The organism is Shewanella sp. DW31, assembly GCF_015767295.1.
Taxonomy (GTDB): Bacteria; Pseudomonadota; Gammaproteobacteria; order Enterobacterales; family Shewanellaceae; genus Shewanella; species Shewanella oncorhynchi.
Genome location: NZ_JADWMP020000005.1, coordinates 92,793 through 107,100, shown reverse-complemented (window position 1 = coordinate 107,100; position 14,308 = coordinate 92,793). Strand labels below are relative to the sequence as shown.

The window sequence follows — 14,308 nt, the reverse complement described above, 5'->3', positions numbered from 1 at the left end:
TTTAATGCAACGTTAAGCAAAATCGGTTGTCATAGCACAGCTTATTCACCGATTTTTCAAATTGACACTCCAAAGCAGAGTGGCTCTTTTTACACGTTTTGGGGTAACACATGCAATCTGGTTTATCACCTCGCGGGCGAAACAATGCCCATGGGCCTTTTCGCGCCATCTTTATCTTTTCGTTATTAGTGCTTTTCATTGCCACCGCGAGCCGTATCGCTTTAGGGCTGTGGCAAGCCGATCGCGTGGCCGCTGTTGATGGTTGGTCGCATCTCTTAATCCAAGGTTTACGCGTCGATATCGCTACCCTGTGCTGGTTATGGGGTATTGCTGCCTTAGGGACTGCATTATTTTCAGGTGATCATTTTATTGGCCGTCTGTGGCAGCCGATTTTGCGGGTGTGGTTAACTGTCGGTCTGTGGATCATACTGTTTTTAGAAGCATCGACCCCCGCCTTTATTGAAGAATACGGTTTTCGTCCGAATCGTTTGTATGTGGAATATCTGATCTACCCGAAAGAAGTGCTTTCTATGCTGTGGGCGGGTCGTAAGCTTGAGCTTATTTTCTCAATATTATTAACCATAGGTACACTCTGGGGCGGTTGGGTTCTCAGCGGTAAGCTGACGAAAAACCTGCGCTTTCCACGCTGGTATTGGCGTCCAGTATTAGCATTAATCGTTATCGCAATTACGATATTAGGTGCCCGTTCAACCTTGGGTCATCGTCCGCTTAACCCCGCTCTGGTGGCCTTTGCTGACGATCCATTAGTGAACTCTTTAGTGATTAACTCTGCCTATTCCTTGGTGTTTGCCATCAAGCAGATGGATAGTGAAGAAGATGCTTCTAAAGTGTATGGCAAGCTAGATAACGCGGAGGTTATTGCAACGATTCGGCAGGAAAGTGGTCGCCCTGAAAGTGCCTTTACTTCAACGGATATCCCATCACTGAGCTTTAACCAAGCCAGTTATACTGGTAAACCAAAGAACTTAGTGATCCTACTGCAAGAGAGCTTAGGCGCACGTTTTGTCGGCAGTTTAGGTGGGTTACCCCTGACACCGAATATCGATGCCTTGTCTAAAGAAGGTTGGTATTTCGATAACTTGTACGCTACTGGTACACGATCTGTACGCGGAATCGAAGCCGTGACAACAGGTTTTACGCCAACGCCAGCTCGCGCTGTGGTGAAGCTAGGTAAGAGCCAAGTTGGCTTTTTCAGTATTGCTGAATTACTTAAAAATCATGGTTATACAACGCAGTTTATTTATGGTGGTGAGAGCCATTTCGACAATATGCGTAGCTTCTTCTTGGGCAACGGCTTTAGTGACATCATAGATCAGAAAGATTACAAATCTCCGGCCTTCGTGGGTTCGTGGGGCGCGTCAGACGAAGATTTAATGCGCAAGGCCAACAGTGAGTTTGAGCGTCTGCATAGCGAAGGTAAGCCTTTCTTTAGTTTGGTGTTTAGTTCGAGTAACCATGATCCATTTGAATTCCCAGATGATCGCATCGAACTTTATGAACAACCTAAGCAAACTCGCAACAATGCGGCGAAATATGCCGACTATGCGGTTGGTGAGTTTTTCAAATTGGCGAAAAACGCAGACTATTGGAAAGATACGATTTTTATCGTGGTTGCCGACCATGACAGCCGAGTGGGTGGCGCGGAGCTGGTGCCAGTATCGCGTTTTCGTATTCCGGGATTAATTCTTGGGGATAATGTTGCGCCAAAACGCGATCATCGTATCGTGAGTCAAATTGACTTGCCGCCGACTTTGTTATCCTTGATTGGAATATCTGACTCTTACCCTATGCTGGGCCGTGACTTAACTCAGGTCAGCGATGATTGGCCAGGGCGTGCTCTGATGCAATACGATAAAAACTTTGCGCTGATGGAAGGTAAAGATGTGGTCATTCTGCAACCAGAGAAAGAGGCACAGGGTTTCGAATATAATGAAAAAAACGAGCAGTTAACGCCTCACCCACCCGCTGCTGCCGCGCTAGAGAAGAAAGCCTTAAGTTGGGCATTGTGGGGCAGTTTGGCCTACCAGCAAGAGCTGTATCGTTTGCCTAAATAAGCGTTAAACAGAATGGAAAATGCCGCTATTTTTAGCGGCATTTTTGTTTATCATTCCTGCTAATTTTGTGCGCAAACGGATTCATACGATTGGAATAGGTTAAATCCACGTCGACATAATAGATTCTTGCTCTGGCTGAGTCTGTTGTTGATAGAACTGACTAATGCGTTGCCCAAGTTGTTGATAAAATTGACTCGATTCGCCTTGAAGCGATTGCCTTGCTGTACTGCTGGTATTCGCTTTGGCGTTACTGCTGGCATAATTTGCCGCACCTTGACTGACCTTTAAGCGTATATCCTTACGTTGCAGCGCCGCTTGGCCTCTTGCAGCAATTTTTAGCGTTTTAGGTAAAACACGCTCGGCCACTACAAGGGGCGCTTTTTTCTCTTGCTGTTGTTGGTTCTGTTGCTGTGAGGATTGCTGTTGCTGCTGTTTTTCTTGAACTTGCTGTTGATTATACTCGAGCGTTTTTGCCTGTTGTTGAGCTTGATCCGCAGTGCGTTCATTCTGTGGATTAAAGGCGCGTTCTTCGTGACCTTTAGTTGCCGCTTGTGGTGGGATGACCACAGGTTTCAGTTGGTTGTCGACCCGAGCCGAGTCCGTCGCGACATTACTGGTCGCTAGCGGGACTTGGGGGTAGTTACTGACAACTAACATGGGAAATTCCTTGGCACATTAATGGTTAAATACTAGTCATTAATCGCTCAAAGATAAAGCGTTAACGTGTCTGTAACGTTAACCAAGGCATAAATACCTGCAAAAACTCCTGCTGATGGGAAATAAAGGGCGCGTGAGAGGCTTTGGCGAGCATCACATCCTCACTTTGAGCTGTGATGGGCATTTTAGGTGGTACGCGTTTGGGTACTAGCCCGTCGAGTCGGCCCCAGATCCTTAGCCAAGGTTGTTGCAACTCTATCAGTTGCTGCCTTAAGTCGACGTCGGTCAGCATATTTAGGCCTTGAGTTAAGGCTCTGGCATTGGGTAAAGGACGTGCGAGGACAAGATCGCGCAGTTGTTTGATGTCTTCCTTGGCGGTTTCGCTACCCATGGCTTGAATCGCCAGAAATCTCTCTATAGTTTTAGGTAAATTTTGGCCGAGTTGTTCTCTAAATTGATTAAGGACTTGTGGCGGAATGCCCGGCCATGCTTCGTCTTCCCTTGCCATAAAGCAAGGGGATGAGGCAATAGTAATCAAGCCTTTGATTTTTTGTGGATAACTTAACGCTGCCTGAGTCGCAACGAGCCCACCGAGTGACCAGCCGGCCCAAATAGCGTGTTCAGGCAATGCAGCGACTAAGGTATCGACCCAGGTTGATAGGCCACCTTCAACCATTTGGCTATGGCCGAAGCCCGGCAAGTCTACATAGTGCACCCTATACTGAGACAGTGACTCATGTAATGGCGTAAACACAGCGCTATTCACTCCCCAACCGTGAAGCATCACCAGATCTGGCCCTTGGCCGCTGATTTCAATATGCAAATTTGCTTGGTTTGTGGATGTCACTTTGCTCACTTGAGTGCCTCAAAAATGGATTAGGTGAATGTATGCCGCACTTTGTCAAAAGGATTTGGCCACAATCTGCTTTGCGGATAATGCGTTTAGGCTATCAACTCGGTACAAGGTGGTTGGCGGGCAGTTTACCTAACCGTTGCCTGCTGTGCCACCAATCCATATCACTTCCCGAGACTGGCATTTGTGCCGTTTGTCTTCAATCTGGCTTATATCATGGGCCTATTTGCTTAGGTTGCGGTAAGTCGATGCAAATAGAAGTCGATTATTGCGGTGAATGCCAAAAGCGCCAGCCACGTAAAGTCATTGCACCTTGTAGTTATCATCAAGGTTTGGGGGCTTGGGTTGGTGCGATTAAATATCAAGGTCAACTTGCCGCTTTGCCCGTGCTGTGTCGCGCCTTAGTGGCACGACTTAAGGTATTAGAACAGCAAGGATTAATCTCGCTGCCTCAAGCGATAGTGCCAGTTCCATTACATCCAAAACGTTTGCAACAAAGGGGATTTAATCAGGCGTGGTTAATTGCCCATGAGTTATCACAGCTCTTGCAACTGCCATTAGTGAGCGAAGGGTTAACGCGCCAACAAGACACTCGACCGCAGGCGGGGCTTTCGGGTGCACAGCGACGACGCAACTTACATGATGCCTTTATGTTAGCGGATGATTTTGCGTTCCAGCGTATTGCATTGGTGGATGATGTGGTCACCACTGGCACTACAGTTTCTGAAATTGCTCGCTTATTCGAAGCGCGTTATGTGCATGTTCAAGTATGGTGTTTGGCAAGGGCTGAGGCGCCAGGCTTGTTGGATGACATTTAAAAACGGTTAAAAGCATTGCTCCATTATATCTTTGTGTATGTCAAAATTATGTCAAAAATACTGCGTAAAAATGAATAAGTTTTAATTTTGCGACAAGATTTAAGTATCTGTATCAATAGGTTTTGTTTATTTTCTGTATTGAGATACCTTCCTATGTTATTTCGTTTAGAGGGTATTTATGGACGCTAAACTGGCGCGATCAAATGCAGATACTGCATCAACGCTGAAGGACGTTATTCAGGCGATAAACTACTCTTTAAAGCTACATGGTTTTTGTGGTTTCTGGTTTCAAGGAGTTCCACATTGTGCGTATGAAAATTATCACTTTCCAAAAGATACCAATCTGTTCTCTCCTACGGCACTAAGAAAACCTATCGCCAGCATAGCTTCTTCCCCTGTTATGGCTGAATTACAGCGTTTTTATTTAAATCAGATAGCCTCCCATGATTTCAATTTTGGTTTTTCATTGGATACTTCAAAATCTTATATGTATAGATTCACGAGTGAAAAAAATGATAAGACCAGCCTACTGTTTAGTAAGCATAATATTCAAAGTGTTTTGAGCTGGCCCATCTCATGCCACTCTAATCGTCATTGGGCAGGCCGGTTTATACTACTTAGCCATCTTAGTGCTTCGGAGGTGGTGTTAGAGGGATTGGCAGACACTTTAAAAGAAGCTCAAAACAAACTTTTTGAATGTAATAAACAATTGTTCAATCCATTTCTACAAAGCTCTCTACTTAAAGATAATGCGAGAGATATCCTACTTATGGTCGCAAACGGTCTTCAAAACGACGAAATTTCAACTCAGCTCCCGATAAGTGTCAGAGGAGTTGAATATCATATGGAATCCATGCGTAAGAAATTTGGGGCTACAAATAGAGCAAATTTAATCCATTTAGCCCATCAATATGAGTTGATCTAAATATGTTGATATTACTGGTTGAAGATAATCGACTTCTTTCTAACAACATCATTCAATATCTTGAATTGAGTGGTATAGAGTGTGATTACGCTTTCAACCTGGCACAAGCGGATATGCTCATTAGTCAGCAGCAGTTCGACGCTATTATTCTCGATCTAAATTTGCCGGATGGTGATGGGATTGAAGCGTGTGATCGCTGGAAAGCACAGTGCATTACTTCACCAGTAATCATGTTAACTGCACGTAGTAGTCTGAATGATCGCTTGAGTGGGTTTGCTGTGGGCGCGGACGATTATTTAGTAAAACCATTTGCAATGGAGGAACTGGTCGCGCGATTGAAGGTGGTTGCTCAGCGTCGTCCCGCGCCCCAAAGGTTGACTATTGGCGACCTAGAAATCGATTTTGCAAACCACATGGTGTATCGGCAAGGGCAACTGCTGGCTTTGTCTAAAACCGGATGGCAGATCTTGGCTTTATTAGCTAGGCGTAGTCCAGAAACGGTGAGTAGAGAAGAGATTGAGCGAATGCTTTGGCCCGACAGCGCACCTGATAGTGATAGCTTGCGCAGCCATATTCATCTTTTGCGCCGAGTGATCGATCGCCCCTTTGAACGGCAAATATTACATACGATTCGTGGCGTTGGTTTAAGCCTTAGAGATGATACCAATGCAAGCGCCTAAACTTAGCCTCAAGCGTAGCTATCAAGTGTGGGGAGTTATTTTTCTATTAATAACTTTAGGTGTAAATAGTTTTATCCCGCTTTGCATGATGTGTGCAGGTATGATTTCTATGCATGAAGTCACAATACACAATGCAGGGCAAGCGGCCGAAGCATTACTGAAGCTGGCGGAGCCAACTCAGCAATCATTACTTCATCAACCACTTCTAAAAACCGATAACTTAACTGTCTATCCTCATTGGCGAGATATTCCGCTGCAAATTCGTGAGTTAAGTAACAATGAAGTCTTAACTGATGCGAGCAAAATTCACTATGAGCATGCAGAAGGTCCCATTGTTAACGCGTTAAGTGTGTACTACACCCAAACTGGCCAGCCGCTATATGTTTGGCTGCAGTTTAGTGTTACCCATGATTTGCAATTTGCCCCTAAAAATATGACGGCGATCTTGCTGCTTGTCTTGATAACCTTTTGTGCCAGTGCAAGTTTAGCGTTTTATATGCAAAGTAAAGTGATTACGCCTGTTCATCAAATTAGTCATGCGATTAAACAACATGATTGGGAAGGAGGAGGAAAACTGAGTTTACCAGAACAAGAATATGCTGAATTAAAAGCTATTGTTGATGCTTTAGATAACTCGATTTTACAACTTCAGGAGGCTCAGCAGCGAGAACTCAATTTTTTACGTTTTGCTAGTCATGAGTTACGTACGCCAGTCGCCATATGCCAATCTTCATTTGAAATCCTCGCATTACAACAAGGTGAGCTTACGGGGGCAACTCTGTACGCTTCCCAAGCGACCAATCAAATGAAGTCACTCATTGAAACCCTACTATGGTTAACTAATAAAGAGTGTTCAAACCTAGAAAAGGAAAACGTAGCATTATCGCCTTTACTTACCAGTATTATCGAGGAGCAGCAATGGGTACATGGTTATGAGCAAAAAATTCAATTATTGTGTGACGATACTTGCTTGCCAGTTCAGCTTCATCCGCTAAAAATAATCTTAAGCAATTTATTAAGGAATAGTATTGAGCATGGTGGGATGGATATTAGCATTACTCAAGATGCTTGTTGTATAGAAATAACCAATTCCTACAATAGTAAGGGCCGTCATGGATTTGGTTTAGGGCTTTTACTGGTGACACGTCTCGCTAATCAACTGGGTTGGATTTTTACTAGCTCATCTGCAAATAATTTATTTACAGCTAGGCTGGTCATATCTAATAACTAAAGAATGGGAACTATAGATTTACTGCATTAAACCACACACTTTTAAAATGCAAAAGCGCCGTTGGGCTTAGATCACATAGTCATCATGCTATTCGTAGTAACTTTATTATATAAAGTTTACTGGTCGATAAGTATTTTAAAATACTTCCTAGAATACATGGTTGAGAGGGGCTCTATGTGTAAAAAAAGTGTGGCATCTATTTTAATCAGTGCAATTATTTTCAGTGGTTCAGTATATGCTGATGTGAATAAAACGAGCGTGGATTTAGGTTATAAGTTTTATACCAGTGACGCAAAAAATGATAACCCAGGTGTTTTTAATCAACCTTTTGTAAAGTTGAATCATTTAGGAATTGCTGATTGGGGTACTTACTTTGCTAATCTTAAGCTCGAAAACCCTGCTGAAATCGCGGAAAATCAGAAGAACCTTGATGGTAAAACTACCATTAAGTCATTATTGATACTTGAAAATAAGCTGGGAGAGTCGCAGTTCAACTTCTGGACTCAGAACTTTATCTCTGCGAGTGAAACGCTAGTTGAAGATAATCTTTACTTAGGTATTACCCATAATGCAAAAATTCAAAATTTATCACTAAACTATGGTATCGGTTTAAATTATACCATTGGTAGCTTTTCCCCCACATCAGAGAAGTTTAATGATCTGTCAGGTTATGCCGTGGTTTTAAATGCAAAGTACCCATTTGAATTGCTAGGGTTAAAACATAGTTTAAGTTTAAATTATGAAGCACAAATTGATAGGGATGCAGCGCATCAATCATTATTTTCATATGACAGCTATGGCCATCAGATAATTACAACATTACAAACAAGCCTCACGGATTCAATATTTTCAAAGTTATATATCACCCATTATGATAGCTGGGGCTCGCAATATAATGATGGTATTGAATACGGTGTATCTGTTGGTTATCAGTTTTAACGGTTTATCAAATAGGTTGAATTTTTGATAAGTAGAATCTCATTTAATTTGGTGCTGTTCTAATTTTCATCAAAAATAATAAGGGAATTGTAATGCATTATAAAAAATCTATTATTGGTATTGCTGCCACGGCAACAGCAATTATTGTCGGCTGTCAAGTTACCCATCAAATAGTAAAAAGCCAGGGAACCGCTCAAGGCAAGCATGGCGAAGTGCAGGTCGAAACCACATTCAAAGACGGACACATTGTGGCGATTGATGTACTAAAGCAAAAGGAAAATAAGGTCCTTGCTGGTGCCGTATTTAAAGATGTTAAACAGGCGATTATTGATAATAACTCTATCGAGGTTGACGGTATTGCAGGCGCAACCGTAACGTCTAAAGCGCTTAAAGAAGCCGTGGGTAAAAGTGTTGAAGCCGCAGGTGTTACGTTAGTTGCTGTCGCTTCAGCTAAAAAAAATGAAGCATTAACACCAGCAGAATATACCTATGATGTGGTGATTATTGGCTCGGGTGGTGCAGGTTTCAGTGCTGGTTTAGAGGCTATGGCCGCAGGCCGCTCCGCCGTTATTATTGAAAAGATGCCTATTATCGGCGGTAATTCTTTGATTTCTGGCGCTGAGATGAATGTGGCCGGTAGTTGGGTGCAAAAAAATATGGGAGTTACCGATAGCAAAGAGCTGTTTATTAGCGACACGCTAAAAGGCGGCGATTTCAAAGGTGACCCTGAAATGGTTAAGACCATGGTCGATAATGCGGTTGATGCTGCTGAGTGGTTAAAGGATTACGTCAAAGTAGAATTTTACCCAGATCAATTATTTCAGTTTGGTGGACACAGCGTGAAACGTGCGCTTATCCCTAAAGGTCATACCGGAGCAGAGGTGATCAGCAAGTTTTCTATTAAAGCTGAAGACGTAGGCTTACCAATTCATACCAATACTAAGGCTGAAAAGTTAATTCAAGATCAAACGGGCAGAATTGTGGGTGTAGAAGCGATTCATAATGGCAAAACGGTAACCTACTATGCAAAACGCGGTGTTGTGATTGCCACAGGTGGCTTCTCGTCTAACATGGAAATGCGTAAAAAATATAACCCAGAGTTAGATGAACGTTATGGCAGCACTGGTCATTCAGGTGGTACTGGTGACGGTATTGTGATGGCAGAAAAAATACATGCAGCAGCTAAAAATATGGGATATATCCAGTCATATCCTATTTGTAGCCCAACCTCGGGTGCGATTGCCTTGATTGCAGACTCTCGCTTCTTTGGTGCGGTGTTAATCAACCAGAATGGTGAGCGCTTTGTTGAGGAATTGGAACGCCGAGATGTGATTTCACAGGCCATTCTAGCCCAACCAGGCCGTTATACTTATGTGCTCTGGAACCAAGCTATTGAAGATGTTGCCCATACTGTTGAAATGCATCAAGGTGAACTGAAGGAATTCACAAAAGACGGGCTAATGTATAAGGTCGACACCCTAGAAGAAGCCGCTAAAGTCTTTAATATTCCTGAAGACAAGTTGTTATCAACGATTAAAGACGTTAATCGTTATGCCGTAACAGGAAAGGATGAAGCCTTTAATCATCGCTCAGGATTGGTTGATTTAAGTAAAGGACCTTATTGGATTTTAAAAGCGACACCTTCTGTGCACCATACAATGGGTGGCCTTGCGGTTGATACACGTACTCGTGTACTTGATGAACAAGGAAAGGTGATTCCGGGCTTGTTTGCTGCGGGTGAAGTGACTGGTTTAACCCATGGAACCAATCGACTCGGTGGAAATGCTTACACTGATATCATTGTCTTTGGTCGTATCGCTGGACAAGAAGCGGCTAAATAGTTTGTATTTTATGTCTGGCTTAAAGCGACCCAATTGGGTCGCTTTTGTTTGTAAATGATGCAGTTCACTCGCGTACAACACATTCGTTTAAAGCTTGTTTATGATGAATAAATCGTGATCGCTATGGCAAAAATCCATAAACTTGCTATCCAAAGGACTACAAAGCGAAGGTGAGTCGGAGTATCATACGGCTAATTCTTACTAAAACACTCAGGTATCCCCTGACGGAGCAGGTTTTCATGATTACCATTTCCGATGCGGCTCAAGCCCATTTTGTTAAGTTGTTAGCAGATCAACCTGAAGGCACTCATATTCGCGTATTTGTGATCAGTCCTGGTACCTCGCAAGCCGAGTGTGGTGTGTCTTATTGTCCACCGGATGCAGTAGAAAGTGATGATATTGAAATCGAGTTCACTGGCTTCAATGCTATGGTCGATGAGAAGAGTGCACCTTTCCTTGAAGATGCCACTATCGATTTTGTGACTGACCAATTAGGTTCACAACTCACGCTCAAAGCACCTAACGCAAAAATGCGTAAAGTGTCAGGTGATGCACCTTTAGTCGAGCGTATCGAATACGTGATCCAATCTGAAATCAACCCTCAGTTAGCTGGCCATGGTGGTAATATCATGCTGGTTGAAATTACCAAAGAAGGCGTGGCTGTGCTGCAGTTCGGCGGTGGTTGTAACGGTTGTTCTCAAGTAGATATCACCCTAAAGGATGGTATCGAAAAACAACTGTTAGACATGTTCCCTGGTGAATTGACTGGCGTACGTGACGTGACAGATCACCAACACGGTGAACATTCTTACGCTTAATCTTGTTTGTTAAGCTGAATGAAAAACGCGACCTTTAGTCGCGTTTTTTATATTTGGCTTTCGCTTTAAGTGCAGTTGTTCAGTTATAACTTAGGGTTGAGATTATCAGCTAAGAACTTATCTAAGGCTTTAAACGTCGCGAGTCTGTTGTCGTTATTGCTCAGGTAATGATCACCATTTTCCAACTCAATATACTCCACTGGTTTATTCAGTGATTTGAGCTCGTCATACATTTCTCGGCTATGTTGAACCTTAACGACTCTATCCTTATCGCCATGTAGCAGTAATACTGGGATGTTAATTTTATCTGCTTTACTGATAGGTGAGCGCTCATAGAGGGCATCGAGATCATCTCCTATTTGCTCTTTAACCACTTCATAGTTGGTATGTCTGCGGCTTGATTTTACTAGGTAGGCCACATCGGTCACACCAGCTACACTGATGGCGCAACGGTAAAGATCGGGAGTCATGGCTGCCCCCATTAAGGCCGCGTAACCACCATAACTCGCACCGGCAATACAAATGTGTTTGGGATCGCTAATCCCTTGAGCTATGAGGTAACGAGTCCCATCTTCAACATCGTTTTGCATTTCGAGTCCCCAGCTTTTTAGGCCAGCCTTCATAAACTCATAGCCGTAACCTGCCGACCCCCTGAAATTCATTCGAAATACCGCATAACCCCGATTAGCGAAAAACTGTGCCCAGTAGTCAAAGTCGTTACTGTCGTAACTGATCGGGCCGCCATGGGGGAAAATAATCGTCGGTAGCTGTTTAGCTTCGAGTCCCTTTGGCACTGTTAGGTAAGCATCAATTTTGAGCTTATCCCTTGCTTCGTAAGTTAGATGTTGGGTGTTGGCGAGTAGCTCACTATTGAGCTTGCCGTATCTGTTCGCGATGGGATATAACGTTTTTTCGTCCCTATCGCCGAAATAATAAGTGCCAGGCTCGGTCGAGCTGGTGGAATACACTATGTAGCGGCGTTCATCTGCACTGAATTGAGTAATATAGTTGTGAGCATCGGGTAATACAGCCTTAAGACCATTTTGTAGTCCAACATATTCTGTTTCCCAGAAGGTGTATTCCTCGCCGTCGCCTTCACTGATACCAATGACTTTTTTCTTTAATTGCGAGTAGAGTAAATCCCCTTCGACGTCAGTTGCTTCATTGGCGTAAACCAACTCTTTTGTAAGATTAGGGTCGGTCAGGTTCACTTTAAAAATGGCTTCGAAACCTTGGTGATAGGCGCGAACGTAGAGGATATTAGGGTCTGCATCAAAACCTAATGGCCAAACAGTGTCCTCAGAAAAAGCTTTAAAGGTCCAAAGCAAGCGTGAATCACTCTTTTGCTCGGCCTGTTCATAAATGCGGTACTCAGTATCATCGTTGTAGATAGAAATTCGGACTTTGTGCTGCCTGTCGGTAATCCAACTGATGATCTTCTTTTTAGCATTTTGGGTATAACTGGATTTCCCCTGCGCTAAATTGACTTTCAGAACGCTGTCTTCGCCTACGTTTTCTCCCATTCCGTCTAATGACAGTAAAATATTATCGGGATCATCTGGCATAAGATCGATAATTTGCCCCTGATGTTGCGGGATCCAATTAAGACGGTCTAAGACGCTGCGCGGAAGGACACTCGAGGTCTTTTTCGTGGTCAAATCATACTTAACAAGGCGGGTTTCGGTTGTAGGTGTACCGTAACGGTTAGCCGGAAACTTAGCACTGATCAGTAAGATATTATCGTTTGCCCACTGCAGAGACAGGATGACAAATTTTTGGTTATCTGTGTGCAGCGGAATGCTTTTTTCGCCTGTTTCTATATCTTGGATACTAACGACAGTACCTTTGAGTTTGGCTTGATCGACCCGTACAACAGAAGCGATTTTTTTGCCATTAGGCGAGAGCTGCACAGAGCTAACATCTGGGATGCTTGCAAAGGCTTCAACGGGTAATTGTGGCGCAGTGTTGGCAACCGTATAGTTACATAGCCACAGCAATAGCAGCGGTAAAATCCTTTTCATTATCGATTCACATCTTTGTTACAATTGTAAAATCAACATAATAATGATTTTGAGATTAGTAAACTACTGTCTTTACAGATTTATTTATGTAAAAAGGCCTGACTGAAATAATAATGCCCCGCGAGCGTTAGGCTTCTGACGATCATAAAGACACTCATCGCGGCCCAGAGGGCATGGTTGCCTTGCTCTGGTAGTAATAGCAGCTGCAGTAAATACCAGGTCGGGAAAAACGCGCCAAAGGTGGCGAGTATCATGCTATTGCGCATCACTTTTCCTTTAGCGGCACCTATGTAAACACCATCGAATAAATACGAGCTAAAGGACCATAAAGGCAAGAATATTAGCCAGATAAGATAGGTTTGCGCAGTGGCTCTGACCTCATTAATGCTGGTCAATAACGCGATAATATTACTGCCAAAAAGACTAAATACAGCGCAGAATCCTAGTGCCGTTATGGCCGACCAGCACCAAGCTAAGATCACAGCTTCCCTTAATTGTTCTGCCTGTTTTTGCCCATAGGCTCGACCGACTTCTGCCTCGGCATAATAGGCTATACCATCTAGAGCGTAGGAGATTAATAGCAGTAAATTCAATAACACGGCATTGGCCGCAACGGTATTATCACCTAGACCTGCACCATGGAATGTCATAAAGGCAAAAGCTGCCTGCAAACAGAGGCTGCGGACAAAAATATCTGTGTTGAGCCTCAGTAATTTGCCATAACCCGTTAAGGTGACATGGGGGAATAGCTGAGATAAGTGAAACTCGGGTGCGCGCTTGAGTTGTTGTAACACCATAGTGAGTGCGACTGAGAAAGCGGTGATATCGGCAAATACTGAGGCGAGGGCAGCGCCTTTAACGCCCCAACCCAAGCCGAGGACAAACACCACATCGAGAATAATATTGGCAAGGTTGGCTAAAATCAACTGCCACATGGCGGCTTTAGGTTGTTGTCGCCCTAAGAGCCAACCTAACATCACTAAATTGAGCAGGGCGAAGGGCGTTGACCAAATTCGTACCTGAAAATACTCGCGGCAATAGCGCTCGACTTCGCTACTCGCTTCGGATAATCCTAACGCTAAATCCAATATCGGGACTTGCAGTGCGATAACGCCTGCGCCCAATAACATCGCTAGCATAGCGCCTTGGACTAAGAGCTTGTGCTGGGCGTGAAGATCGTCAGCACCAAAGGCTTGCGCGACTAAACCTGTCGTCGCCATACGCAAAAATCCCAATAACCAAATGATTAATGTGATAATCGTTGACCCGACAGCGACTCCCCCTAAATAATAGGCCTCACTCAGATGACCTATAACAGCCGTATCGACTAAGCCCAACAGCGGGATAGTGATATTGGAGAGTATCATCGGCAGGGCGAGCGCCAGTAACTGGCGATTTTTCGCGCCGTTGAGCATGAGGTCGAGCCAAGTTGATTTAGCAGTATTCATTA

12 protein-coding genes are annotated in these 14,308 nt (G+C 43.8%); 8 read left to right on the top strand and 4 right to left on the bottom strand.

The window, feature by feature from the left end; translation table 11 throughout:
* The first annotated feature begins 110 nt into the window (after positions 1–110).
* The gene (locus GWI56_RS06150) at positions 111–2,075 is read left to right on the top strand and encodes an LTA synthase family protein (RefSeq protein ID WP_198572412.1); all 1,965 of its coding nucleotides are present in this window, start codon (positions 111–113) and stop codon (positions 2,073–2,075) included.
* A 99-nt stretch (positions 2,076–2,174) separates the two neighbouring features.
* Here the strand turns inward: GWI56_RS06150 and GWI56_RS06145 are convergent, their stop codons facing one another.
* Both GWI56_RS06145 and bioH read right to left on the bottom strand, forming a co-directional pair.
* Positions 2,175–2,732 (bottom strand): hypothetical protein, encoded by a 558-nt coding sequence (locus tag GWI56_RS06145; protein ID WP_198572411.1) that lies wholly within the window; start codon positions 2,730–2,732, stop codon positions 2,175–2,177.
* 61 nt (positions 2,733–2,793) lie between these two features.
* Positions 2,794–3,588, bottom strand: coding sequence for a pimeloyl-ACP methyl ester esterase BioH (bioH, locus tag GWI56_RS06140; protein WP_198572410.1), 795 nt, complete (start codon positions 3,586–3,588; stop codon positions 2,794–2,796).
* A gap of 32 nt (positions 3,589–3,620) precedes the next feature.
* Between bioH and GWI56_RS06135 the strand changes: the two genes are divergently transcribed.
* From GWI56_RS06135 to nfuA, 7 genes are all read left to right on the top strand, one after another.
* Positions 3,621–4,403, top strand: coding sequence for a ComF family protein (locus tag GWI56_RS06135; RefSeq protein WP_198572409.1), 783 nt, complete (start codon positions 3,621–3,623; stop codon positions 4,401–4,403).
* A 178-nt stretch (positions 4,404–4,581) separates the two neighbouring features.
* Complete coding sequence (locus GWI56_RS06130) at positions 4,582–5,328, top strand: helix-turn-helix transcriptional regulator (RefSeq protein ID WP_131524845.1); 747 nt, start codon at positions 4,582–4,584, stop codon at positions 5,326–5,328.
* A gap of 2 nt (positions 5,329–5,330) precedes the next feature.
* Positions 5,331–6,008: a response regulator transcription factor gene (locus GWI56_RS06125; protein WP_198572408.1), complete on the top strand. Its 678-nt coding sequence runs from the start codon at positions 5,331–5,333 to the stop codon at positions 6,006–6,008.
* Positions 5,995–7,239, top strand: coding sequence for a HAMP domain-containing sensor histidine kinase (locus GWI56_RS06120; protein WP_198572407.1), 1,245 nt, complete (start codon positions 5,995–5,997; stop codon positions 7,237–7,239). Before GWI56_RS06125 ends, GWI56_RS06120 begins: the two co-directional genes overlap by 14 nt.
* Before the next feature lie 174 nt (positions 7,240–7,413).
* Positions 7,414–8,178, top strand: coding sequence for an outer membrane protein OmpK (locus GWI56_RS06115; RefSeq protein ID WP_198572406.1), 765 nt, complete (start codon positions 7,414–7,416; stop codon positions 8,176–8,178).
* Positions 8,179–8,270: 92 nt separating this feature from the next.
* Complete coding sequence (gene urdA, locus GWI56_RS06110; protein ID WP_198572405.1) at positions 8,271–10,019, top strand: urocanate reductase; 1,749 nt, start codon at positions 8,271–8,273, stop codon at positions 10,017–10,019.
* Between the two features lie 239 nt (positions 10,020–10,258).
* The gene (gene nfuA / locus GWI56_RS06105) at positions 10,259–10,837 is read left to right on the top strand and encodes a Fe-S biogenesis protein NfuA (protein ID WP_006079591.1); all 579 of its coding nucleotides are present in this window, start codon (positions 10,259–10,261) and stop codon (positions 10,835–10,837) included.
* Between the two features lie 83 nt (positions 10,838–10,920).
* Here the strand turns inward: nfuA and GWI56_RS06100 are convergent, their stop codons facing one another.
* Together GWI56_RS06100 and GWI56_RS06095 are read right to left on the bottom strand one after the other, a co-directional pair.
* The gene (locus GWI56_RS06100; RefSeq protein ID WP_198572404.1) at positions 10,921–12,858 is read right to left on the bottom strand and encodes a S9 family peptidase; all 1,938 of its coding nucleotides are present in this window, start codon (positions 12,856–12,858) and stop codon (positions 10,921–10,923) included.
* An 80-nt stretch (positions 12,859–12,938) separates the two neighbouring features.
* The gene (locus GWI56_RS06095; protein WP_168827210.1) at positions 12,939–14,306 is read right to left on the bottom strand and encodes an MATE family efflux transporter; all 1,368 of its coding nucleotides are present in this window, start codon (positions 14,304–14,306) and stop codon (positions 12,939–12,941) included.
* Between the last annotated feature and the right edge of the window lie 2 nt (positions 14,307–14,308).

Excerpts from the sequence above, each read along its gene's own strand:
- GWI56_RS06150 (WP_198572412.1), top strand. The coding sequence starts at position 111 with ATGCAATCTGGTTTATCACCTCGCGGGCGAAACAATGCCCATGGGCCT.
- GWI56_RS06145 (WP_198572411.1), bottom strand. The coding sequence starts at position 2,732 with ATGTTAGTTGTCAGTAACTACCCCCAAGTCCCGCTAGCGACCAGTAAT.
- GWI56_RS06135 (WP_198572409.1), top strand. The coding sequence starts at position 3,621 with ATGCCGCACTTTGTCAAAAGGATTTGGCCACAATCTGCTTTGCGGATA.
- GWI56_RS06130 (WP_131524845.1), top strand. The coding sequence starts at position 4,582 with ATGGACGCTAAACTGGCGCGATCAAATGCAGATACTGCATCAACGCTG.
- GWI56_RS06125 (WP_198572408.1), top strand. The coding sequence starts at position 5,331 with ATGTTGATATTACTGGTTGAAGATAATCGACTTCTTTCTAACAACATC.
- GWI56_RS06120 (WP_198572407.1), top strand. The coding sequence starts at position 5,995 with ATGCAAGCGCCTAAACTTAGCCTCAAGCGTAGCTATCAAGTGTGGGGA.
- GWI56_RS06115 (WP_198572406.1), top strand. The coding sequence starts at position 7,414 with ATGTGTAAAAAAAGTGTGGCATCTATTTTAATCAGTGCAATTATTTTC.
- urdA (WP_198572405.1), top strand. The coding sequence starts at position 8,271 with ATGCATTATAAAAAATCTATTATTGGTATTGCTGCCACGGCAACAGCA.
- nfuA (WP_006079591.1), top strand. The coding sequence starts at position 10,259 with ATGATTACCATTTCCGATGCGGCTCAAGCCCATTTTGTTAAGTTGTTA.
- GWI56_RS06100 (WP_198572404.1), bottom strand. The coding sequence starts at position 12,858 with ATGAAAAGGATTTTACCGCTGCTATTGCTGTGGCTATGTAACTATACG.
- GWI56_RS06095 (WP_168827210.1), bottom strand. The coding sequence starts at position 14,306 with ATGAATACTGCTAAATCAACTTGGCTCGACCTCATGCTCAACGGCGCG.